This is a genomic window from Variovorax beijingensis, assembly GCF_003951285.1.
In the GTDB taxonomy this organism is placed as follows: Bacteria; Pseudomonadota; Gammaproteobacteria; order Burkholderiales; family Burkholderiaceae_C; genus Variovorax; species Variovorax beijingensis.
In genome coordinates, this window is record NZ_RXFQ01000018.1 from 83,590 (window position 1) to 104,022 (window position 20,433).

Genomic DNA, 20,433 nt, shown 5'->3' on the forward strand with positions numbered 1-20,433 from the left:
CGGGACAGCACACTAGGTTGTTTGGACTGCAGCTGGCCCTTTGCAGGCAGGGCATGCCGCTTCGGACGGCATCGCCACAATCTCAATGCAAGCCAGCGTCCGATTCAGTCTGCTAAACCGTGAGTTCGTGAACGACAGCGTGCAGCAGCTTTATCACCGGATCACCGGCTGACGCGGCGCGGTAAACAAGCGCGACCGGCACCCGAGAGGGCGTCATCTCGACGCGCAGAACCGCAATCCGCCCCAAGCGCTGTTCTGCCGTGGCCATGCCCCGTGGCACCGCGGCCAGCCCCGCCCCGGCGGCCACCAGTTGCACGTTGGTGGCTGGGTTGTTCGAGACGATGCACGGTGCTGGTACTGCGACACCCGCCCGCAGGAACTGGCTCTCAAGCGCTTGGCGGCTCAGCAGCGCCGGCTCCGGCATGATCCATTGGGCATCCACAAGCGCATCCCACCCGACGCGTCTTCTTCTTGCCAAGGGATGCGTGGGCGGGGCGATCACCACGTACTCGTGCTCTGCACAACGCTTGTAGACCAGACGCGTGGCTCGCTTGGCGGCAAACGCTGCTTGATTGAACGAGGTCAACAAGGCATCGAGTTCTCCCTGCAACAAGGCCTCGAACAGTTGCGGTACCGCCTGCTCGCGCAGCCGAACGACGACGCGCTCGCTACGAGCCTGCAGCAATGCCAGCACAGCGGGCAGCGCACCGCCGGCCGCCACGGCGGGTGGTGCGCCGAGATGCAACATCGCAACGGGTACTTCACTGGAGGCCTGTGCCGACTCGCTCAGATGTCCGAGCGCCGCCAGCAGCGTTGCCGCGCCTTGCACGATCACCTCGCCGCGTGTCGTGGGCGCCAAGCCGCGAGCGCCGCGCCGGAACAATGGAAACCCGAAGGCATCTTCGACCTCCTTGAGCGTCTTGCTCAACGCGGGCTGAGACAGATGCAGCGTGGCGGCGGCCTTGCTCAGGGTGCCGCAGCGGTGCAGTTCCACCAGCAACCGCAGATGCCGGAAGCGCAGGCGTGACACCAGGCTATCGAGATCATCTGACATGGCAAGCCATTCCATCAAGTTATGACTAATTGAAAATATATCACTGTTCTGATATGTGTCGTGCGACCTATGCTGTGTCAACGGCGCTCCTGCGCCAATAAATGGAGACAGGTCTGATGAGAAGATGTTTTGCCGCGCTGCTTACCACTCTGTTGTCGCTGCCAGCGATGAGTGCGACCGCAGCCGATTTTCCGACGGGCGGCAAAGCAATCCGCCTCGTCGTCGGTCTTGCCCCAGGCGGGCCGACGGACCAGCAGGCGCGCTTCCTGGCCGAGCAGCTGCGCAAGGAACTGGGTACCACGGTGGTCGTTGAGAACCGCCCCGGCGCGAGCATGAACATGGCCACTGCAGAAGTCGCACGCGCCGCGGCGGACGGCTACACGCTGCTCTACAGCCCCTTGAGTCCCTTCGCCCAGAATCCGCACTCGTTCGCCAAGCTGCCATTCGACCCCTTCAAGGACTTCACGCCGCTGTCGCTTGCCAGCGTCGGTCCGCTCGTGCTCGTCGCCCACAAGTCGGTGCCGGCGGAGAATCTGAAGGAACTCGTGGCCTATGCCCAGGCCAACCCCGGCAAGCTGAACTACGCCTCGTTCGGCAAGGGCAGTTCGTCGCATCTCTTCGGCCAGTGGATGGCCAGGCACTACGGCCTCGACATGGTGCACATTCCCTACAAGGGTGCCGGTGACGTGCAGAAGGATCTGGTCGGCGGGCGCGTGCAGATCATGTTCGCCGCCGCGGGCGGGGCCTTGCAGTTCGTACGCACTGGCAACGTCAGGCTGATCGGCATCGCGGCGCCGCAGCGCTCGCGGCTGCTGCCTGGCGTGCCGACACTGGTGGAGCAAGGTGGCACGGGTCTGGACATCGACGGCTGGGTCGGCGTCTTTGCGCCAGCGAACCTGCCGCCACCCATCACGGCACGCCTGAACGCGGCGCTCGTCAAGGTGCTTGCGACACCCGAACTGAAGCGTGAATTCGAGAAGGGCGGGTACGAGGCGGCCTCCTCGACGCCTTCGGAATTTGCAGCGATGGTCCGCGAAGCGTACGAACGCTGGGGAAAGATCGCCGCGTCCCTGGGTGTGCAGAAGGAATGATTCGCATGGATGAAGAGATGGATGCGCTGACCCGCACCCTGGCGGCTGACATGGTTCGACATGCCGCTTTGGGAGACAAGATCTCCGGGGGACCCGGCGACGCGGCAACCACGCAGTGGATCGCGGGCCGCCTCGCCGAGTTGGGCTATGACGTTGAGCATCAGGGCATCGAGGTGCCTTTCTTCGATCCGATCGATTGCCGCCTGGTTGTGGGCGAGGCCACGGCGCCGGTGTACTGGCAGTCGCCCGTCACTTCAACCGGAATACAAGGCCTGCGCGCACCGTTGGCGGTGGTGCGCGCGCCGTATGAGGCGATGAATGCGGCCGGCCGCATTGCGCTGCTGGTCTTGCCACATGCACGCCATGCCTCGATCGACTCACCTCTCGTTGCGCCCTTGATTGCGGCTGCGTCGGCCGCGGGTGCCGTCGCTCTGGTCATCGTGCCGGTCGGCCCAACCGGTGAGGTGGTCGCATTGAACGCCGGTATCGGGGCACCCGTCGCACCGGTGCCCGTTGCGGTTCTCGCGCCGGCGCTTGCCGAACCCTTCTTGCGCGCAGCGCACAGCGGCTTGCCCGCCACGCTGTTTCTGCATGGCCAGACGAACGTGCGGCAGACCATGAATCTGCAAGCCACGCTGCGGCGCGGCCCGCGATGGCTGTGCCTGTCGACGCCACGCACCGGCTGGTTCGGCTGCGTTGCCGAACGCGGCACGGGAACGGCGGCATTTCTGGCGATGGCGGCCTGGGCTGTCGAGCGCTTTCCAGACCTCTCCCTGTTCCTGCTGAATACAGGGGCGCATGAGTACCGGTTTGCCGGCGCGCACCGCGCACTGTCACAAGCCCCCGCGCCCGCCGACACCTTGGCATGGGTTCATCTGGGCGCAGCGCTCGCGGTGCGTGACCGGCTCGAAATCCGCGGCGAGCTCTTCGACCTTCCTTCGGCCGATGCGAACCGCATGACGATGGCGACTGAATTGCTACAAGAGGCCGCGCGGGCGGCCTTTCGCGGTTTACCTGGGCTGGAGCGAGTTACGGCACCGGTGACTGGCGTCAGCGAAATTGGCGCGATCGTGGAGCGCGGCTACAGCCGAGCGCTGGCGGTATTGGGCATACCGCGAAGCTTTCACACGCGTGCAGATGATCTTGGAGAGGTCGATGCCCGTCTGCTGGCACCGGTTGTTCGCGCGCACATGGCGGTGGTGGAAACTGTCCATCGCCAGACCAGGCCGACTTCGGAGGACGTCGCATGATGCGTGCGCAGCGCTGCCTGTCGCAGCCCCTCATACATGCGGGACTCGATGCCTCGCTCGGCAACAACATCAATGGCCCGTCGCTGATTCGGGTGCCCGATTGGCTGCCCAACCCGCTCGGGCGCTACTACCTGTATTTTGCGCACCATCAGGGCCAGCACATCCGGCTCGCCTACGCTGATGACTTGATGGGCCCGTGGACCATCCGTGCACCGGGCGTATTGCCGGTTGCAGATTCGAGTTGCTCCGATCACGTTGCCTCGCCCGACGTGCATGTGGATCACGCTGTGCGAAAGATACGCATGTACTTTCACGGTGTGGCGTTCGCTGCGGGCCAGACGGACGGGCACGAAACGCAGTTTGGGGAAGCGGCGCGCTGGATCGGCAACCAGCGCAGCAAGCTGGCCATTTCAGATGATGGCTTGCACTTCTCGGCACAACCACGGGTGCTGGGAGCCTCCTACTTCCGCGTGTTCGAGTGGCAGGGACGCCAGCATGCCCTGGCAATGCCCGGAGCTTTCTATCGCGAGGACGAACGCGGCGGCTTCGAGCTTGGCCCGGTGCCATTCGAACCCAGCTTCCGGCATTGCGCAGTACGTGTGGTTGGCCCGCTGCTGCACGTCTATTTCTCGCGAGTAGGCGACACGCCGGAACGCATCCTTCACACCACCGTCGACCTCAGATCCGATTGGACCGCCTGGAGGCACGGGGATGTCACCACGCTGCTGCAGCCTGAACGGGTCTGGGAGGGTGCTGCAATGCCTGGCGCACCATCACGCCGCGGCCCTGTCTTTGAGTTGGTGCAGCAGCTGCGCGATCCTGCGGTGTTCGTCGATGAGGGCAAGGAATATCTGTTGTATGCCGCGGGCGGTGAGCAGGCTATAGGCTTGGCTCGATTGCCGTCTACGGTATGTACGGGTACGTCCTTGTGATAGCACCCGCTGCTCGTGAGTTGAGGCCAAGAGAGACGATCCGTCACCGATAGCAGGGTGTTTTGGTTGCTGTGATGATCGCGAGTGCCCAGCAGTTGATGCAGGTTGGCCATAGCAACTGGGCTTCCAGTTTTCGTGCGAAAGCGGTGCCGACAGTCCTCTATCCGCGGATACGTTCACCCAGACGCGAAAGGCAGCAGGAGCTCGTCTGCTCAGGTAGGCCACAGATGTTGAGAGAAACGTTGTGAAATTCGTATGTCCATGCGGAGCTGTTGTGCGAGACAACACCGACTACCACACAAGGCCCACTTCATCCCCGACCAACTGTACGAGGGCGCTTCGGAGAGAATCGAAGCAGGCGGTGAAGTCTGGGCGGAGATGAGACGCGTAACTCGTCCGATGTATCAATGCAGCGATTGCTGCCGATTGTTCCTGAGTGATGACGCTGGAAAATTGGTTTCAACCGGACGACAGTACCCGTTCGGGATTCTCAAGGGAAAACCATGGGCCGCTGTTGACCGGCACGTCTCGAAGAAGCGGCGGCGAAGGCAGTTTCAGCGCGGTTCGGCCTGGCTGATGCCCGGCCCTGTTTCGACGACTTGGAAACGTAGTGTGTGCAATTTCAGGGCTGACACATAGGCATACGCAATGTGCGCTGGAAGGGTAGAGCGTGGCGAACAATTCATTCGCTCCCTACCCAAGCTCACTCCATCACCAAGGAATCACCATGAAGTTCTCTCGGATCGCCAGTGCTGCCTCGTTCTCCATCCTTGCCGCTCTCATCGGGGCGCAGGCCCATGCCGAGGAATATCAGGGCGTGTTGCAGGCGCACTCGACGCTCAGCCGCAGCGACGTTCGCGCTCAGGCTGTCGCGGCTGCGCACTCCGCAGATGCCTATGCCGATGGCGCCTCCTCAGGTGTGGCTGCGGCACCGGCGTCCCCGCTCGACCGCTCTGCAGTGCGGTCCGAAGCCCGCGCACTTGCTCACGCGCCAGGCCAGAACCTTTATGTCGAGGCCTTCGTCAACAGCCGGGTGCCTGCCCAATACGGCATCCACGGGGTGCTCCCGACACGCCAGGCGGGCATCTCCGATGGCGTCACCTCGCGCTGAACGCCGGAGCTCACCGTGACCATGAGATCCAATGTACTTACCGGCGCGGCGGCTGTTGCGGCCTCGGTCGGCATACTCACCGCTGCGGCACCAACATCTGGAGGCGACATTCCCTCCAGCGCCGCGCAGATCGCCCCCGAGTTCCAGAACATCGACCGCTGGCTCAACTCCGAGCCCCTGAAGCTGCAAGACCTGCGCGGCAAGGTCGTGCTCGTCGACTTCTGGACCTACACCTGCATCAACTGTCTCAACCACCTGCCCTACGTCAAGGCATGGCACGAGAAGTACAAGCACCAGGGCCTCGTCGTTGTGGGCGTGCACACGCCGGAGTTCGCGTACGAGAAGTCCACCAGGAACGTGCAGGACGCGATCAGCCGGCTGCAGATCCATCACGCCGTTGCGCAAGACAACCACTACGCCACCTGGAAGGCCTTCAACAACCAGTACTGGCCCGCGGTCTACCTGATCGACAAGCAGGGAAAAATCGTCTACTCGCACTTTGGCGAAGGCAGCTATGGCGCTACCGAGAAGAAGATCCAGTCGCTGCTGGTCGAACCAGCGCCGGCAGCGGGAAGCTGAGATGAAGAAGCTCTGGTTCGCGCTCCTTTTCCTTGCGGGCGGCTTCGCGCACGAAGTGCGCAATCCGGTGAGCTGCCAATGCATCACCGCCCGCGAATTCGCGGGTGCCCGAAAACGCGATCGTGCATGAAGCGGGCGGGGCGCCCGGCAGCCCTTTGCTTCGAGGGGACGCCACCAGCTTCATCGGCGCGGCTCAGTCCCACGCCTGGTTTCGCATTTGCACTTTCCAGGCTCCTGCAACAGCCCATCGACCAGCCCGTCCTGCGCGTCGCACGCCGCCAGCACTGCCTTGTGGATCATGGGCAGCTTGGCTCGCGGGATGCCCTGCGCGGGGTCGCGCATTCCCTTCACGCTGACCCATGCCGGCGAGAGCATCGATCCTGTCCTGTCGAGGACCGGGGCACCGGCCACGATGCCGTCGAAGTTCTCGGGATACCGTTGCGCCTGCATCACGCCCTTGCCACCACCTTGGGAGCATCCGATCCAGTACGACTTGCTTGCGGGCGATCCATAGAAGACAGAAGACGCGCGTGATCTGTTTGCCCGCCACCGCCGTGACCGCCTGCGCGCGATAGCCGAAGTCGATCACCTTCTGCGAGTGCCCGACCGCCCAGCTTTGTTCATGGATGTTTCCGACCTTGGACACATGGCCGTTATCGGTCGAAAGCGAGGCATAGCCACGTGCCAGCCCTTCGGTCAGGCGTGAGTACGTGATGGCTCCGCTATTTCCCCCGCCGCCATTTGCCAGGAAGCGGCCGTTCCAATTCGATGCATTGGGCAGCCACATTTCGAATTTGATGTCCGAGTCCGACGATGGCCGCGCGGTGATCTGTACCCGGCAGAAGGGCTGGGCAGCGGCGCGCTTCTCGCCCGGCGGAACGAAGCCTGCAGGCAGCATCTCTGCCTTGTCCGCAGTGACATTCGGGACATCGGCAAACGCTGTCAAGCTTTCACACGCACCAGCCTCGGCCCCCGGAGGTCCCGAGCACGCGGACAATGCGGCAACGACTGTGATGAGGGCGAATGGTGCGCAAACAGACGAGGCCGTGTACTTGGTGGCGAGCTCCGTGCGATGAATCGAAAGGGTGTTTGGGGCAGCACGGAAAGAACGCATGCCTTGGCGATGCGTGCGGGCGCGTGCAAAGTGGTCCTGCGGATGCTCACTCGATGTGGATGCGGACACCGTCTGCGACCAGACTTCGCCGTAAGCGTGCGACATCGATGGCTTGCACCGGGGCTGACCCGGCCTGGGCGGCGGCGGTGCCCGCGGCTTGCCCCATCACGAAGCAGCCACCGCTGACGCGCGCTGCCGATTGGCCCTCGTGCGTCATCGACGCGCAGCGCCCGGCCACCAAGAGATTCTGGACCTTGCGCGGGACGAGCATTCGCCAGGGCAGATCGTTGAAGGGCCTGTCGCTGTCCGTCGGAAAGCGCCAGTCGATGCGCCCCTCCGCATGCAGTTCCATCGGCCAGGTGTTGATGCCGATGCTGTCGTCAAACTGCGCCGAATCAAGGATGTCTTCTCCCCTGAGCGCGTAGATGCCTTCAATGCGCCGAGTCTCCCGGATGCCGACCTGCGGCGCGATGTCGGCGATCCGCGCTTTCTCGAAGCCGGGCACCTGCTCGCGCAGGAAATGAAGGTAGTTCACGATCTGGCGCCTGCCCTCCTTCTCGCCCTCACTGAGTTGACGGGCGTCGACGCCGTTCATCGCGCCTCCTTTGGCGTTTCGCAACTGGGTCACGTTGGCGCGCCACTCGGTAGGATCGATCTGCGGGCGCAGGATGGCGCCTTCGCGTGGGAATCGATAGCGGTCCGGATGCTGTTTGTGCGCCCGCTCCATGAAGTTGTTGATCGCGCTGAATTCACCGATTGCGGCAAGGGCGGGCTCGGGGTCGACTTGACCCACGCGGAACATGGTCGTCGGAAAAAGACCGCTTCCAGCACCGTCCCCGACAACGAATGGAACACCTGCGTGGGCTGCGACGTCGCCATCGCCGGTGCAGTCGATGAACACGCCACCGCGGATCGCCAGACGGCCCGACTTGGTTTCCACGACGAGTGCTGCAATCTGTTCGCCTTCCATCAGCACACCTGCTGCGCAAGCATGGAAGAGAGACTGGACGCCGGCGGCGTCGAGCATCTGGTCTGCGGCGCATTTGTAGGCGGAAACATCGTAGGACCTGACACGGATCCGTCCCTGCATGCCGTCTTGAGGTTGATTCAGTCCGCCCAGGGCCTCAAGGCGCGCGAGGAGGTCGTCCACCACGCCGTGCACCATCTGTTGCATCTCTCCGTGGTGGCGTCCGTACAGGCCGGCAAAGTTCGTCACGCCACCGGCGGTACCCATTCCGCCAAGGAAGCCGTAGTGCTCAATCAGCAACGTGCGTGCACCGTGACGCGCCGCACTGGCGGCGGCGGCGATGCCGGAGGGGCCGCCGCCTGCGATGACGACGTCGTACTCGCCAAACACAGGAAGGTTCTTTGATTCTTCGATCATGGTTTTCATCTGAAGTCCTCGTCGGCGTGCGAGAAGGCCGTTCGCGCAACCCGGTGTTTGGTCAACATGGCATCGTGGGCTTCCGGATCAGTCAAGCGTGATGCTGTTCTTCTCGATCACCGGTTTCCAGCGCGCCACTTCGTCGTTCACCATGCTGCGAAACTGTGTCGGCGTATTCGCGACAGGCTCCATGTACTGCGCATGGAGCTTCTCCTGGATCGATGGCTCGGTGAGGATCTGTACGAGTTCGCTGCTCAGGCGCTTCACGATCTCGGGTGGCGTTCTGGCCGGCGCGACGATCCCGATCCAGGCATCTGCCTGGATCTCGGGTGCCCCGACCTCCGCGAGCGTTGGCAGTTGAGGCAGAAATGCCGAGCGCTTCGACGAGGCGATCGCCAGAGCCTTGATCCGCCCTGATTTCACAAAAGGCATGACCGTTGCGGCTGGCAGCACACCCATGTCGACTTCACCAGAGATGATCGCCGCGACCGCCGCGCCCGAGCCCGGATATGGCACGTGCACGAGGTTGGCAGAAGCGCGTGCTGCGAGCGCCTGCATGGCGAGGTGCGACGCCGATCCGGCACCGATGGACGCGAAGCTGTACTTGCCTGGGTTCTTCTTCAGTTGAGCGAGCAGGTCGGTGGCGTTGTCCGCCGCGAACTTGGAAGACGCGACCAGGACTGCGGGTTGGGACGCGGCGACCGTGATGAGCTCGATGTCGCGCGCGGGGTCGTAGGGCATCTTCTTGTAGAGCAGGGCGTTGACGGCCAGCGTGCTCGCGATCCCGATGCCGAGCGTCTTCCCATCGGGGGCCGCTTTAGCCACCGCATTGGTTCCGATGTTGCCGGAAGCCCCCGGCTTGTTGTCCACGATGACCGGTTGGCCCAAGCGCGTTCCGAGCCTCTCGCCGACAAGCCGGGCGACCAGATCGGGGGTTGAGCCTGCCGCGAAGGGCACGATCAGGTGAACCGGTCCCTTGGGGTACGTTTGCGCGTGGAGCGAGGCCGCAGCCAAGCCCATCGAGAGGGAAAGAAGCCACTTGAGTGGCAGGCGACGCCGCATGGTGTGTCTCCGAAGCTGTTGGCTCTGAACGTTGGCCAGTTGTGGCAACTCTAGGTTTCGGCAATCATCGCGTCCATGCGATGCCGCACATACTCACCAGCGGAAAACTAAATAATGGACATGCGACTTCTTGCGGTCTTCGACGAGGTGTACAAGACGCGCAGCGTCACGCGGGCCGCCGAAAACCTGGATATTCCCCAGACATCCGTGAGCTTGGCCCTGGCTCGGATGCGACGTCAGTTCAACGACCCGCTGTTCGTACGAACTGCGGAAGGCATGGTGCCCACGCCTCACGCCGCCGACCTTCTAAGGCCTTTGCGTCAGGCCCTTGAGCTGCTTCGGGTGGCCACCCGTCAGCAGGTCGTCTTCGACGCGGGAAGCTCAAGCCGGCATTTCAAGATCTGCATGACGGACGTCAGTCACCTCGAGTTCCTGCCACGGCTGATCCACCGCGCGGCGCAGGTCGCACCTTCCATCCATATCGAGGTACTGCGCATAGGGCCGGACACTCGCCGGTTGCTTGAAAATGGGGAGGCGGACCTGGCCGTGGGCTACATGCCGGAACTCGAGGCGGGCTTCTATCAACAGCAGCTTTTCGAGCAGGGCTTTTCGTGCGTGGTGCGCAAAGACCATCCGCGCGTGGCAAAACGCATGACGCTGACGCTTTTCAAGCGCGAGAAGCACGTAGCAATCACAGCGCCCGGAACGGGACACGACCTGTTGCAGCAACAGCTGAAGCGCCTCGGTGTCGAACGTCGGCTGGCGCTTTCGCTCCCGACCTTGCCCGGTTTGGGGAACCTGCTGGCGCAATCAGACCTCATTGCGACCGTGCCGGAGCGGGTCGCACAGATGCTGGTCAGCATTGCCGCGGTGAAGTTGCTCGTGCCTCCCTTTGAACTGCCCGCGTTTGCCATCAAGCAGCACTGGCATGAGCGTTTTCACCTCGATCCGGCGAACCGTTGGCTCCGATCGATGATCGCCGAGATGTTTCTCGAGTGAATAGAAGCTCGCAGGCTTTCATGCCGGCGGAACCGGCCCCGAACCGACCCCCCTCAATCACGGACGTTGACCCCCGACTTGAACAGCTCCAGAAAGGTATTGCGCAGCCAGATGCTGGCCGCATCTCCATGATGTCGCTGGTGCCACGTCATGGTGATGTCGAATCCGGGAAACTGCACAGGGGGGTCCAGCACCTGGAGCGGTATATGGCCAGCGACTACCGTGGCCAAGTTACTTGGAATCACGCCAATCAAGTCAGTTGCAGCGACGACGGGTGCTATGCAAAGGAAGCTGTGCACACGCAACGCCACGCGAGCCCGTACCCTGGGACCTGCGAGCACTTTTTGTACAGCCGCAGCGTGTTCCATCCCTTCCGGCCCTCCCACGACGTGGCCGATATCGCGGAGTTGCTCCCGAGGCAGGCGCCCGCCAAGCGAAGGATGGTTGCTTCTTGCCACGTACACGAAGCGCTCGCGAAAAAGGCGGCGCTGGTGTAGTTGCTTGCTGAGCGGCCCGAAGAAGCCGACTGCCAGATCGATGTGGCCCGAACCCAGCCCATCCTGCAACTGCACCTGGCTCGTGATCGCGTCGATCGAGACACGAGGCGCTTCCCGCGCGAGGTGTTTCATGAGGTGGGGCAGGAACAGCCGCTCCCCAACGTCGCTCATCGCGACGCGAAAAACCCGGTCCTCGTGAGTCGGGTCGAACCCTGGCCGGCGAAACGTGGCGCGCAGCGCTTCGAGCGCTGCCGCCATGGGCGCGGCGAGTGATTCCGCCAATGGCGTCGGGGCGACTCCACGAGGTTGCCGGATGAACAGTTGATCGCCGTACATCGTCCGCAGGCGCCCCAGGGCACGGCTCACCGCCGGTTGGGACATTCCCAGCTGTGCCCCCGCGGCCGACAAATTCCGGGTACGACCGATGCAGTCGAACAGTTCCAGCAGCGTGACGTCGAGGTTGCGCGGCAAGGGACGCTGCCCCGTGCCATCTTGATCCACTTTCTGCATATCACTCTTCCAATCTATTCATTTCTCATCGATGCGTCCGCATCCTACAGTCCTCCCTGCATTGACGCGACTCAAGGAGACAACAACATGATTGCTAGGCGTGAGATTCTCATCGGCGGCGCGGTTGCGCTGGCTGGACTTCCGGTGCAGGCCCAACCGCTCATGACCAAACCCGTTCGTGTCGTCACGCCCTTTCCGGCGGGCAGTGGGCCCGACGCCGCACTCCGCGTTGTGGGCGAGACGCTGGCACGCAAGTGGGGCCAACCGGTGGTGGTTGACAACCGTCCAGGCGGCAACGGCTTCATTGCGATCACCACTTTCAAGAACGCGCCGCCAGACCACCATACCCTGCTGCTCATCGACAGCAATCACGCGACGACGCACCCCCACACATTTGCACGCCTGCCGTACGACGTGGAGAAAGATCTGCAGCCGGTCGGCATGATTCTGCGCACGCCGTTCTTCGTGGCGGTCGCGCCCGACAGTCCCATGCGCGGTGTCGAGGACATCGTGGCGGCTGCCAAGGCCAAGCCCGACGCGGTGACCTATGGATCCTGGTTCATGGGCAGTCCGGGACACATCGGGGCACTTCAGTTGCAGGTCTTGCGTGGGATCCGCATGACGCATGTGCCTTATCGGGACTTTGGCCAGCTGTATGCCGCAGTCGCGACCAAAGAAGTCGACTGGGCCCTCGGAAGCATCGCCAGCGCCGGAGCGCTGGAGCGCGCCGGAAAGTTGCGCTTCATTGCCTTGGCTGCGCCAAGGCGCGACCCGTCTTATCCCAACGTGCCCGCGACGTCAGAGCTTTCCAATCTGCGCGAGTTCGATGTCAGCGCGTGGGCTGGCCTCTTTGCCGCCCGGTCGACGCCGGCACCTGTCGTCGAGCAGCTCGTTGCAGATCTGCGCGACGCACTCGACCGGTCGGACGTGGTCGAACGCTACCGCACATTCGGCTACGAGGCGCCAAGGCTTGCGCCTGAGGCCTATTCGCAGCTGATCAGAAGGGAAACCACCGCCTGGGGACAGATCATCCGCACCGCGAATCTCAAGCTCGACTGAATGGCCATGATCAACCTTCTCGATATTCGCTACGTGCGCCTTGGGACGCGCGACTCTGGCCAGGCCAACCGCTTTGCCCGTGAAGTGCTTGGCCTGGAGCAGGTGCGCCAGGAATCGGGGGCCACCTACTTCCGCAGCGACAGCCGCGATCACACGCTGGTGTACTTCGAGGGCGATCCGTCCGACCACACCCTGGGGTTCGAGCTTCGCACGGCGGACGAACTGGATCAAGCCGCCGCCGAGCTCAGTAACAGCGGCGTTGAGGTTCGCGCTGGCACACCAGACGAATGCGAGCAGCGGCACGTCGGGGCTTTCGTGCACTTCAAGGATCCCACGGGCAACAAGATCGACTTGGTCGTGAATCCACACCACAGCGGCCGGCGGTACTTCCCATCCCGCGACGCTGGCATCACCGGCTTCAGTCATGTCGGACTGTGCACCACCGATGCAGCCCGCGACGAGCGCTTCTGGACGCAGATGCTCAGTGCGCGGGTGAGCGACCGCATTGGTGAAGCCGCACTGCTTCGCATCGACGAAGTGCATCACAAGGTGGCGCTGTTTCCCACCACGCGTCCTGGCATACAGCACGTCAACCACCAGGTCGAGAGCGTGGACGACATCATGCGGGCTTGGTACATGCTGAAAAAGGCCGACGTGCCGATCGCCTTCGGACCTGGCCGGCACCCGACCTCGGGCGCGATGTTTCTGTACTTCCGCGGCCCGGACGACATGATCTTCGAGTACTCATCGGGCGTGCGGCTCATTCGCGCCGAGGACGAAGCCACCTACCAGCCGCGCCAGTTCCCGCGCGCCGAAGAGTCGTTTTGCATGTGGGGTTCGGTGCCGGACATTGCCGAGTTTCGACGGCCGCAGGGCGCTGGAGCGCAGACGTGAAGGCCGCGGAAAGCCTTGAGCGCGAGCTTCGCGTCGCGGCGCGCTCGCTGGGGCGGCGTGGCCTTGCGCATGCGTATGGCCACTGCAGCGTAAGGCTCGATGAACGGCATTTCCTGGTTTGTGCCCCTCGGCCGATGGCTCTGATCGCGCCCGGAGAGTCCGGACAAGTGGTGCGCATCGACGGTCCCCTTCCAGAGGGTGTTCTCGGGGAAGTGCGCCTGCACCAACAGCTCTATCGCCGACGCCCTCACGTGCAGGCGGTGGCACGCACGATGCCGCCCTCGCTCATGGCGCTCGGGACCGCCCGGCGAATTCCGAAGGCGCGGCACGGCATGGGTGCGTATTTCGGCGCCGGTGCCGCGCTCTGGGATGACCCGCAGCTCGTGCGCGATGACGCGCTTGCTGCTGAGGTGATCGATGCGATGGGCGACTTGAACGCCATCGTGATGCGGGGCAACGGAGTGGTGGTCGCCGCTGAATCTCTACCCCAAGTGGTTTCACTCACCTGGTTCCTGGAAGACGCAGCGCGGCTGGAGCTGGCCGTGCTCTCCGCCGGACTCGAGCCGGAATCCGCGGTGCTGGCTGCCAGTGAGCGTGAACGCCGCGCCACCGCTACCGGAGGAATCTTCGAACGCATGTGGGAATACCTCTGCGCCGGGGACCCCGAACTTCAATGAATGGACGCAATCATGATTCTCAACTTCATCAACGGCGAATACCGGGAAGGGCGGGGGGGCCGCGTCTTCGATGACATCAACCCGGTCGATGGTTCTCTCGTCTCCAAGGTCAGCGAAGCTTCGCGGGACGACGTGGACGCTGCCGTCCGCGCCGCACGCGATGCGCTGGACGGCCCGTGGGGTTCCCTCAAACTGGCGCAGCGCTGCGACCTGCTGTACGCGGTGGCCGCGGAGATCGATCGGCGCGCGGAAGACTTTATTGCCGCCGAAGTGGCAGACACCGGCAAGCCGCGGGCGCTGGCGTCGCACTTGGACATTCCACGAGGCGCAGCCAACTTTCGGGTGTTTGCGGACGTGGTGCGGAACGTGCCGACGGAAACATTCACCGGCCATGCGCCGGACGGGAAGCCCGCGCTGAACTACGCGCTGCGGCGTCCCAAAGGGGTGGTGGCAGTGATCTGTCCTTGGAATCTGCCGCTGCTGCTCATGACCTGGAAGGTGGGGCCTGCGCTGGCGTGCGGCAACACGGTCGTTGTGAAGCCGTCCGAGGAGACGCCTGCCACTGCGGCACTGCTCGGAGAAGTGATGAACAAGGTTGGCGTCCCGAAGGGGGTCTACAACGTCGTCCATGGATTCGGCCCGGACTCGGCTGGTGAATTCCTCACCACCCATGCCGGGGTGGACGCGATCACTTTCACGGGCGAAACCCGGACCGGCGCCGCCATCATCCGGGCCTCGGCAGGCGGCATCAAGCCGGTCTCCATGGAGCTTGGCGGCAAGAATCCCGCCGTGGTGTTCGAGGATGCAGATCTCGAGGTGGTGGTCGCCGGCCTGACGCGCTCCGTCTTCGAGAACACCGGGCAGGTCTGCCTGGGCACCGAACGTGTCTACGTGCAACGTCCGATCTTCGACGCCGTGGTTCAGCGGCTGGCCGAAGCGGCGCGGCGGTTGAAGCCTGGCCGCCCTGACGACGCCGCTGCCAACTTCGGACCTCTCATTTCGGCAGAGCATCAGCGCAAGGTCATGGACTACTACGCACTGGCCAGGACAGAGGGTGCAACTGTGGTCTGCGGCGGGGCGGTGCCCGATATGCCACGCGAGTTGAAAGCAGGTGCCTGGATCGAACCCACCGTGTGGACCGGTCTTGCGCACGATTCTCGTGTCGCGCGCGAAGAGATCTTCGGGCCCTGCTGCGCGGTGATCCCCTTCGATACCGAAGCGGAGGCGCTTCGCCTGGCGAATGACACGCCCTACGGACTGGCGGCATCGGTATACACCCGCGATATCGACCGCGCGCACCGCTTCGCCGGTGCACTCAAGGTCGGCATTGTCTGGGTCAATACGTGGTTCCTGCGGGACCTGCGCACACCGTTTGGCGGCTCAGGAGCATCGGGCATCGGCCGAGAAGGTGGCGTGCACTCGCTGGAGTTCTATACCGAGCTCTCCAACGTGTGCATCAAATTCAACGGAGCGCTTCAATGAACAAAGGCGAGATCGAACTGGCGGCAAACATGCTCTGGAATGCCGCCGAGGTGGGCGAGGCCATTTCGCCGCTTCGCGAATCATTCCCTGGGCTGACCGGCGAGGATGCCTACGCCGTCCAGGAATTCAACACAGACCGGCGCCTCGCAGCAGGCGCTCGCCTGGTTGGCCGCAAGATCGGCCTGACAGCCCGATCTGTGCAGCGGCAACTGGGTGTGGACCAACCCGACTACGGCATGCTGTTCGCCGACATGGCCATCGGCGACGGCGAACCCGTGCCCTGGTCGCGGCTCATGCAACCGAAGGTCGAGGCGGAGGTCGCGCTGGTGATGGAGCAGGACCTACTGGAACCCGGCATCACCGCGGCACGACTGCTGCGCGCCGTCGCGTTCGCTTTGCCGGCGATCGAGATCGTGGGTAGCCGCATCGCGGATTGGAACATCCGCTTTGTCGACACGGTGGCCGATAACGCCTCCAGCAGTGCCTTCGTGGTCGGCAACACACCCGTGCGCTTGACGGGCCTCGACCTGCGGCTTGCGGGGATGGTGATGGAGCGCGCTGGCGAACAGGTGTCCCTGGGGGCGGGCGCCGCGTGCCTCGGTCACCCGCTGAACGCCGCGCTTTGGCTCGCCAACAAGATGGCTTCGGTTGGCCGCGGCCTCAGGGCGGGTGACGTCGTGCTGACCGGGGCGCTGGGGCCGATGGTGCCCGTGCGGCCAGGCGATGTGTTCGAAGCACGCATCGAGGGATTGGGCTCCGTCCGAGCCGTATTCGAAGAGGAACGCAAGTGAATCAGGAACACATTGTCGCGCTCGCCGAGCGCGTAGACACAGCTGCCTACCGGGCGCAGGCCATTCCGCAGTTCGCGGACGCGGAAGGAATCGGCGAGGAAGCGGCCTATGCGATCCAGGCCGCATCGATCGGTCGCCGCCTGCAGCGAGGCGAACGCCGAACCGGCGTGAAGATGGGCTTCACCAGCCGCGCCAAGATGGTCCAGATGGGTGTGCACGACATGATCTGGGGACGCTTGACGGACGCGATGGCCGAAACCGACGGGGCACCTGTATCCCTTGGCCGCTTTGTGCATCCGCGGGTCGAGCCCGAACTGGCTTTCCTGCTGTCCAAACCACTGCCTGCAAATGCCAGCCTGCCGGAAGCGCTCGAAGCGGTCGCCTCCATTGCGCCTGCCCTGGAGATCATCGACTCGCGCTTCGACAACTTCAAGTTCACGTTGGGGGACGTGGTTGCGGACAACGCATCATCCTCCGGCTACGTGATCGGCCCCTGGCGCGATCCGCGCCAGGACTTTTCAAACCTGGGTCTGGTGATGTCGATCAACGGCGTCGCACGCCAGGTGGGAAGTACGGCGGGCATTCTCGGCAATCCACTGAGGTCGCTCGTGGCCGCAGCCCGCCTCAGCGCCGCGGCCGGCGAGCCTTTGCAGGCCGGCTGGATCGTGATGGCAGGCGGAGCCACCGCCGCCGAGCCCCTCGAGCCTGGCCAGCACGTCCTGCTGGAAATCCAGGGGCTGGGCCGCGTCGAGTTCAACACCACCCATTGAGGATGCCATGCCACTGATCCAGGTCACCATGATCGAAGGCCGCAGCGCGGACACCAAGACAGCGCTCATTTGCAGCCTCACCGATGCCGCGGTGGACGCCACGGGCGCTCCGCGTGAATCCATCCGCGTCATCCTGCAGGAAGTCCCGGGTGCTCATTGGGGCGTCGGAGGCGTTCCCAAATCACCACCCAGCAAGGAGCCCAGCAATGGCTGAGCGCAAACTAAAAGCCGCCATCCTGGGCAGCGGGAATATCGGCACCGACTTGATGATCAAGATCCTGCGCCACGGCCGGCACGTCGAAATGGGTGCGATGGTGGGAATCGATGCATCTTCCGACGGTCTCGCTCGCGCAGCGCGAATGGGTGTCGCCACCACACACGAAGGCGTCGAGGGGCTTGCGCGGCTTTCGGTATTTGAAGAAATCGATATCGTGTTCGATGCCACGTCCGCTTCTGCCCATGCACTGCACGACGCATTTCTGCGAGAGCGCAGGCCGGGGATTCGCTGCGTCGACCTGACACCGGCCGCGATCGGACCCTACTGCATTCCCGTCGTGAATGGCGCGGAACATCTGGACGCGAAGAACGTCAATATGGTGACTTGCGGCGGCCAAGCAACGATCCCGATGGTTGCAGCGGTCAGCAGGGTCGCCAAGGTCCACTATGCGGAGATCGTCGCCTCGATCTCCAGCAAGAGCGCGGGCCCAGGCACGCGCGCCAACATCGACGAGTTCACCGAAACCACGTCCAAGGCCATTGAAGTGGTTGGCGGCGCGCGCAAGGGCAAGGCGATCATCGTCCTGAATCCTGCTGAGCCGCCGCTGATCATGCGCGATACGGTCTATACGTTGAGCGAGACGGCGGACGAGCACCAGATTGCCGCGAGTGTGGAGGAAACCGTGGCCGCCGTGAATCGCTACGTCCCGGGCTATCGCCTGAAGCAACAAGTGCAGTTCGACAGCGTGGAGAACCTCAAGGTGCCCGGCGTTGGTTGTCTGTCCGGCCTCAAGACCACGATTTTTCTCGAGGTCGAGGGTGCTGCTCACTATCTCCCCGCCTATGCGGGCAACCTGGACATCATGACGAGCGCAGCGCTTGCGACGGCGGAGCGCATGGCCGAACGCGTCCTGGAAGGGGCGGCAGCATGAAGAAGATCTACATTTCGGACGTGACATTGCGCGATGGCAGCCATGCCGTGCGCCACCAATACAGCGTCGAGCAGGCGCGCCAGATCGCGCAGGCGCTGGACGAGGCCGGCGTGGACTCGATCGAGGCCGCGCATGGCGATGGCCTGCAGGGCGGTAGCTTCAACTACGGCTTCGGCGCTCACACCGATGTCGAGTGGATCGAAGCAGTCGCAAGCGTCGTGAAACGGGCGAAGGTGGCGACCCTGCTGCTGCCAGGTATCGGCACCGTCCATGACCTCAAGGCTGCTTACGATGCTGGCGCAAGAGTTGTGCGCATCGCGACGCATTGCACCGAGGCCGACGTCAGCCGGCAGCACATCGAATATGCGCGCAAGCTGGGCATGGACACGGTCGGCTTCCTCATGATGAGTCATATGACCACGCCTGCGCAGCTTGCGCAGCAGGCCAAGCTCATGGAAGGCTACGGCGCAACATGCGTGTACGTCGTCGATTCCGGCGGCGCCTTGAACATGAACGACGTTCGCGACCGCTTCCGAGCACTCAAAGAAGTCTTGGACTCTGCAACACTCACCGGTATCCACGCGCACCACAACCTGAGCCTCGGGGTGGCCAACTCCATCGTGGCAGTGGAAGAAGGCTGCGACCGCGTGGACGCCAGTCTGGCGGGCATGGGCGCAGGGGCGGGCAACGCCCCGCTTGAAGTGTTCATCGCCGCAGCAAGTCGCATGGGCTGGCTCCATGGCGCCGACCTGTACAAGTTGATGGATGCCGCTGATGACATCGTTCGGCCCCTGCAGGATCGACCCGTGCGGGTGGACCGTGAGACCCTCGCCCTCGGCTATGCCGGTGTGTACTCGAGCTTCCTGCGCCACGCCGAAGCGGCAGCCCGAAAGTACGAATTGAAAACTGTCGACATCCTCGTGGAACTCGGGCGTCGCCGGATGGTGGGCGGCCAGGAGGACATGATTGTTGACGTTGCCCTCGATCTCTTGCGCCATCGTGGAGAAAGTCCTTCGGTCGCGCCGCCCGGGTCTGCAGAGGGCGCACTCGAATGCCGGCCTCTTTCCCTCACCCGGCGCCGTGCCGTCCCGCTGCCCCCGCCGCTTCCACCAGGAAACTGACCAGCGCCTGCACCCGCGCGCTGCGCCCCTTGCGCGTGGGCACCAGCACCACCACCGGGGCGGCGCCAAATTCCCAGTCCGCCATCACGCGCTCGAGGCGGCCGGCGGCCAGTGCTTCGGCGGCGTCCCATTGGGAGCGCAGCACGATGCCCAGGCCATCCTCGGCCCACTGGCGTGCCACGCTGCCGTCGTTGCTGACGAAGGCCGGGTTGATGCGCAGCGTCTCGCCCTTGCGCGCGCCGCTGCCCGCGGGCCGCATGTGCCACAGCGTGACGTCCTCGTCGTTCTCGCGGATGCAGATGCAGGCGTGGTAGGCCAGGTCCGCCGGGTTGCGGGGCGTGCCGTGCTCGCGCAGGTAGCCGGGGCTCGCGCACAGCCAGCGTTCGTTGGAAGCGAGCGTATGGGCCACCCAGGACGAGTCGCGCACCGCGCCCACGTGCACCACCGCGTCGGAATCGTGCTTGTCGGGCCACGGCGTTTCGCGCAGGTCCAGTTGCAGCCGCAGGGCCGGATGCAGGCGGGAGAAACGGGACAGCCATGGCGCGACATGCGTGCGGCCATAGCCGAAGGACGCGGCGACCCGCAGCGTTCCGCTCAGGCGCCGGTCGTCGCGCTGCAGGGATTCGCGCAGGCCGTCGAACTTCAGCAGAAGTTCATAGGCCTCGCGCCCGAACCGTTCGCCTTCCGAGGTCAGGTGCAGCTTGCGCGACGTGCGGTTGGCCAGCACCAGGCCCAGCGAGGCCTCGAGCTTGCGCAGGCGCATCGACAGCGCGGGCGGCGTGACACCGAGCGAGCGCGCGGCTGCGCTGAGCGAGCTCTCGCGCAGCAGCGCGGCAGCCAGGCGAAGGTCTTCGATCTGCATCATTCAGCAGAGCTTAACTATTGATGACGCAAGAGTGAAGCTCGAA

Annotated in this window: 21 protein-coding genes and 1 pseudogene; 15 read left to right on the forward strand and 7 right to left on the reverse strand. The window is 64.0% G+C overall.

All coding sequences use genetic code 11. The features are described from left to right. Positions 1-112 precede the first annotated feature (112 nt). Complete coding sequence (locus EJO66_RS25555; RefSeq protein WP_164547900.1) at positions 113-1,054, reverse strand: LysR family transcriptional regulator; 942 nt, start codon at positions 1,052-1,054, stop codon at positions 113-115. 116 nt (positions 1,055-1,170) lie between these two features. Between EJO66_RS25555 and EJO66_RS25560 the strand changes: the two genes are divergently transcribed. The 5 genes from EJO66_RS25560 to EJO66_RS25585 all read left to right on the forward strand — a co-directional run bounded on the left by EJO66_RS25560 (position 1,171) and on the right by EJO66_RS25585 (position 6,017). Then, a complete protein-coding gene (locus EJO66_RS25560) occupies positions 1,171-2,145 on the forward strand; it encodes a Bug family tripartite tricarboxylate transporter substrate binding protein (protein WP_240648777.1) in 975 nt (324 codons plus the stop codon). Positions 2,146-2,150: 5 nt separating this feature from the next. Further along, positions 2,151-3,395, forward strand: coding sequence for a hypothetical protein (locus tag EJO66_RS32655; protein WP_164547901.1), 1,245 nt, complete (start codon positions 2,151-2,153; stop codon positions 3,393-3,395). Next, positions 3,392-4,327, forward strand: coding sequence for a hypothetical protein (locus EJO66_RS25575; RefSeq protein WP_125966478.1), 936 nt, complete (start codon positions 3,392-3,394; stop codon positions 4,325-4,327). Before EJO66_RS32655 ends, EJO66_RS25575 begins: the two co-directional genes overlap by 4 nt. Positions 4,328-5,054: 727 nt before the next feature. Continuing rightward, positions 5,055-5,438, forward strand: a complete 384-nt coding sequence (locus tag EJO66_RS25580) for a hypothetical protein (protein WP_125966479.1) — start codon at positions 5,055-5,057, stop codon at positions 5,436-5,438. A 15-nt stretch (positions 5,439-5,453) separates the two neighbouring features. Further along, entirely contained in the window at positions 5,454-6,017 is a 564-nt protein-coding gene (locus EJO66_RS25585; protein ID WP_125966480.1) for a thioredoxin family protein, read from the forward strand. A gap of 180 nt (positions 6,018-6,197) precedes the next feature. On the opposite strand, the gene EJO66_RS33400 is transcribed toward EJO66_RS25585, so the two are convergent. The 4 genes and pseudogenes from EJO66_RS33400 to EJO66_RS25600 form a co-directional block, all read right to left on the reverse strand. Continuing rightward, the gene (locus tag EJO66_RS33400) at positions 6,198-6,590 is read right to left on the reverse strand and encodes a tannase/feruloyl esterase family alpha/beta hydrolase (RefSeq protein WP_420856702.1); all 393 of its coding nucleotides are present in this window, start codon (positions 6,588-6,590) and stop codon (positions 6,198-6,200) included. After that, a pseudogene (locus tag EJO66_RS33405) lies at positions 6,553-7,236 on the reverse strand (tannase/feruloyl esterase family alpha/beta hydrolase); the annotation flags it as partial. The gene EJO66_RS33400 and the pseudogene EJO66_RS33405, both read right to left, overlap by 38 nt. Continuing rightward, positions 7,178-8,524, reverse strand: a complete 1,347-nt coding sequence (locus EJO66_RS25595; protein WP_125966482.1) for an FAD-dependent oxidoreductase — start codon at positions 8,522-8,524, stop codon at positions 7,178-7,180. The gene EJO66_RS25595 and the pseudogene EJO66_RS33405, both read right to left, overlap by 59 nt. Positions 8,525-8,602: 78 nt before the next feature. Further along, positions 8,603-9,577 (reverse strand): Bug family tripartite tricarboxylate transporter substrate binding protein, encoded by a 975-nt coding sequence (locus tag EJO66_RS25600; protein ID WP_240648779.1) that lies wholly within the window; start codon positions 9,575-9,577, stop codon positions 8,603-8,605. Between the two features lie 114 nt (positions 9,578-9,691). Between EJO66_RS25600 and EJO66_RS25605 the strand changes: the two genes are divergently transcribed. Then, complete coding sequence (locus EJO66_RS25605) at positions 9,692-10,576, forward strand: LysR family transcriptional regulator (protein ID WP_125966483.1); 885 nt, start codon at positions 9,692-9,694, stop codon at positions 10,574-10,576. A 53-nt stretch (positions 10,577-10,629) separates the two neighbouring features. Here the strand turns inward: EJO66_RS25605 and EJO66_RS25610 are convergent, their stop codons facing one another. After that, positions 10,630-11,583 carry a LysR family transcriptional regulator gene (locus EJO66_RS25610; protein WP_125966484.1) on the reverse strand — a complete coding sequence of 318 codons (954 nt, stop codon included), beginning with the start codon at positions 11,581-11,583 and terminating at the stop codon, positions 10,630-10,632. Positions 11,584-11,670: 87 nt separating this feature from the next. Here EJO66_RS25610 and EJO66_RS25615 point away from each other — a divergent pair, with 87 nt between their 5' ends. Genes EJO66_RS25615 through dmpG form a run of 9 tightly spaced genes read left to right on the forward strand, consistent with a single transcriptional unit; the run spans position 11,671 to position 19,525 of the window. Further along, positions 11,671-12,642, forward strand: coding sequence for a Bug family tripartite tricarboxylate transporter substrate binding protein (locus EJO66_RS25615; RefSeq protein WP_125966485.1), 972 nt, complete (start codon positions 11,671-11,673; stop codon positions 12,640-12,642). Positions 12,643-12,648: 6 nt separating this feature from the next. Next, positions 12,649-13,536, forward strand: a complete 888-nt coding sequence (locus EJO66_RS25620; RefSeq protein WP_125966534.1) for a VOC family protein — start codon at positions 12,649-12,651, stop codon at positions 13,534-13,536. Continuing rightward, on the forward strand, positions 13,533-14,213 hold the full coding sequence (locus EJO66_RS25625; protein ID WP_125966486.1) for a class II aldolase/adducin family protein: 681 nt from the start codon (positions 13,533-13,535) through the stop codon (positions 14,211-14,213). The genes EJO66_RS25620 and EJO66_RS25625 overlap by 4 nt, the downstream gene beginning before the upstream one ends. A 12-nt stretch (positions 14,214-14,225) precedes the next feature. Then, positions 14,226-15,695 (forward strand): 2-hydroxymuconic semialdehyde dehydrogenase, encoded by a 1,470-nt coding sequence (locus EJO66_RS25630; protein ID WP_125966487.1) that lies wholly within the window; start codon positions 14,226-14,228, stop codon positions 15,693-15,695. Continuing rightward, positions 15,692-16,486 carry a 2-keto-4-pentenoate hydratase gene (mhpD, locus tag EJO66_RS25635; protein ID WP_125966488.1) on the forward strand — a complete coding sequence of 265 codons (795 nt, stop codon included), beginning with the start codon at positions 15,692-15,694 and terminating at the stop codon, positions 16,484-16,486. The genes EJO66_RS25630 and mhpD overlap by 4 nt, the downstream gene beginning before the upstream one ends. Further along, the gene (locus EJO66_RS25640) at positions 16,483-17,256 is read left to right on the forward strand and encodes a 2-keto-4-pentenoate hydratase (protein ID WP_125966489.1); all 774 of its coding nucleotides are present in this window, start codon (positions 16,483-16,485) and stop codon (positions 17,254-17,256) included. The genes mhpD and EJO66_RS25640 overlap by 4 nt, the downstream gene beginning before the upstream one ends. Positions 17,257-17,263: 7 nt before the next feature. Further along, positions 17,264-17,470 carry a 2-hydroxymuconate tautomerase gene (locus EJO66_RS25645; RefSeq protein WP_125966490.1) on the forward strand — a complete coding sequence of 69 codons (207 nt, stop codon included), beginning with the start codon at positions 17,264-17,266 and terminating at the stop codon, positions 17,468-17,470. Next, on the forward strand, positions 17,463-18,404 hold the full coding sequence (locus tag EJO66_RS25650; protein ID WP_125966491.1) for an acetaldehyde dehydrogenase (acetylating): 942 nt from the start codon (positions 17,463-17,465) through the stop codon (positions 18,402-18,404). The genes EJO66_RS25645 and EJO66_RS25650 overlap by 8 nt, the downstream gene beginning before the upstream one ends. Further along, positions 18,401-19,525 (forward strand): 4-hydroxy-2-oxovalerate aldolase, encoded by a 1,125-nt coding sequence (gene dmpG, locus EJO66_RS25655; protein WP_125966492.1) that lies wholly within the window; start codon positions 18,401-18,403, stop codon positions 19,523-19,525. Before EJO66_RS25650 ends, dmpG begins: the two co-directional genes overlap by 4 nt. On the opposite strand, the gene EJO66_RS25660 is transcribed toward dmpG, so the two are convergent. Continuing rightward, on the reverse strand, positions 19,473-20,390 hold the full coding sequence (locus tag EJO66_RS25660; RefSeq protein WP_125966493.1) for a LysR family transcriptional regulator: 918 nt from the start codon (positions 20,388-20,390) through the stop codon (positions 19,473-19,475). The genes dmpG and EJO66_RS25660 overlap by 53 nt on opposite strands. Between the last annotated feature and the right edge of the window lie 43 nt (positions 20,391-20,433).

What these genes read in the sequence shown, in the direction of transcription:
- EJO66_RS25605 (WP_125966483.1), top strand. Translation starts at nt 9,692, where the DNA reads ATGGACATGCGACTTCTTGCGGTCTTCGACGAGGTGTACAAGACGCGC.
- EJO66_RS25645 (WP_125966490.1), top strand. Translation starts at nt 17,264, where the DNA reads ATGCCACTGATCCAGGTCACCATGATCGAAGGCCGCAGCGCGGACACC.
- EJO66_RS25610 (WP_125966484.1), bottom strand. Translation starts at nt 11,583, where the DNA reads ATGCAGAAAGTGGATCAAGATGGCACGGGGCAGCGTCCCTTGCCGCGC.
- EJO66_RS25595 (WP_125966482.1), bottom strand. Translation starts at nt 8,524, where the DNA reads ATGAAAACCATGATCGAAGAATCAAAGAACCTTCCTGTGTTTGGCGAG.
- EJO66_RS25630 (WP_125966487.1), top strand. Translation starts at nt 14,226, where the DNA reads ATGATTCTCAACTTCATCAACGGCGAATACCGGGAAGGGCGGGGGGGC.
- EJO66_RS25650 (WP_125966491.1), top strand. Translation starts at nt 17,463, where the DNA reads ATGGCTGAGCGCAAACTAAAAGCCGCCATCCTGGGCAGCGGGAATATC.
- mhpD (WP_125966488.1), top strand. Translation starts at nt 15,692, where the DNA reads ATGAACAAAGGCGAGATCGAACTGGCGGCAAACATGCTCTGGAATGCC.
- EJO66_RS25615 (WP_125966485.1), top strand. Translation starts at nt 11,671, where the DNA reads ATGATTGCTAGGCGTGAGATTCTCATCGGCGGCGCGGTTGCGCTGGCT.
- EJO66_RS25575 (WP_125966478.1), top strand. Translation starts at nt 3,392, where the DNA reads ATGATGCGTGCGCAGCGCTGCCTGTCGCAGCCCCTCATACATGCGGGA.
- EJO66_RS25660 (WP_125966493.1), bottom strand. Translation starts at nt 20,390, where the DNA reads ATGATGCAGATCGAAGACCTTCGCCTGGCTGCCGCGCTGCTGCGCGAG.
- EJO66_RS25560 (WP_240648777.1), top strand. Translation starts at nt 1,171, where the DNA reads ATGAGAAGATGTTTTGCCGCGCTGCTTACCACTCTGTTGTCGCTGCCA.
- EJO66_RS32655 (WP_164547901.1), top strand. Translation starts at nt 2,151, where the DNA reads ATGGATGAAGAGATGGATGCGCTGACCCGCACCCTGGCGGCTGACATG.
- EJO66_RS25580 (WP_125966479.1), top strand. Translation starts at nt 5,055, where the DNA reads ATGAAGTTCTCTCGGATCGCCAGTGCTGCCTCGTTCTCCATCCTTGCC.
- EJO66_RS25555 (WP_164547900.1), bottom strand. Translation starts at nt 1,054, where the DNA reads ATGTCAGATGATCTCGATAGCCTGGTGTCACGCCTGCGCTTCCGGCAT.
- dmpG (WP_125966492.1), top strand. Translation starts at nt 18,401, where the DNA reads ATGAAGAAGATCTACATTTCGGACGTGACATTGCGCGATGGCAGCCAT.
- EJO66_RS25620 (WP_125966534.1), top strand. Translation starts at nt 12,649, where the DNA reads ATGATCAACCTTCTCGATATTCGCTACGTGCGCCTTGGGACGCGCGAC.
- EJO66_RS25600 (WP_240648779.1), bottom strand. Translation starts at nt 9,577, where the DNA reads ATGCGGCGTCGCCTGCCACTCAAGTGGCTTCTTTCCCTCTCGATGGGC.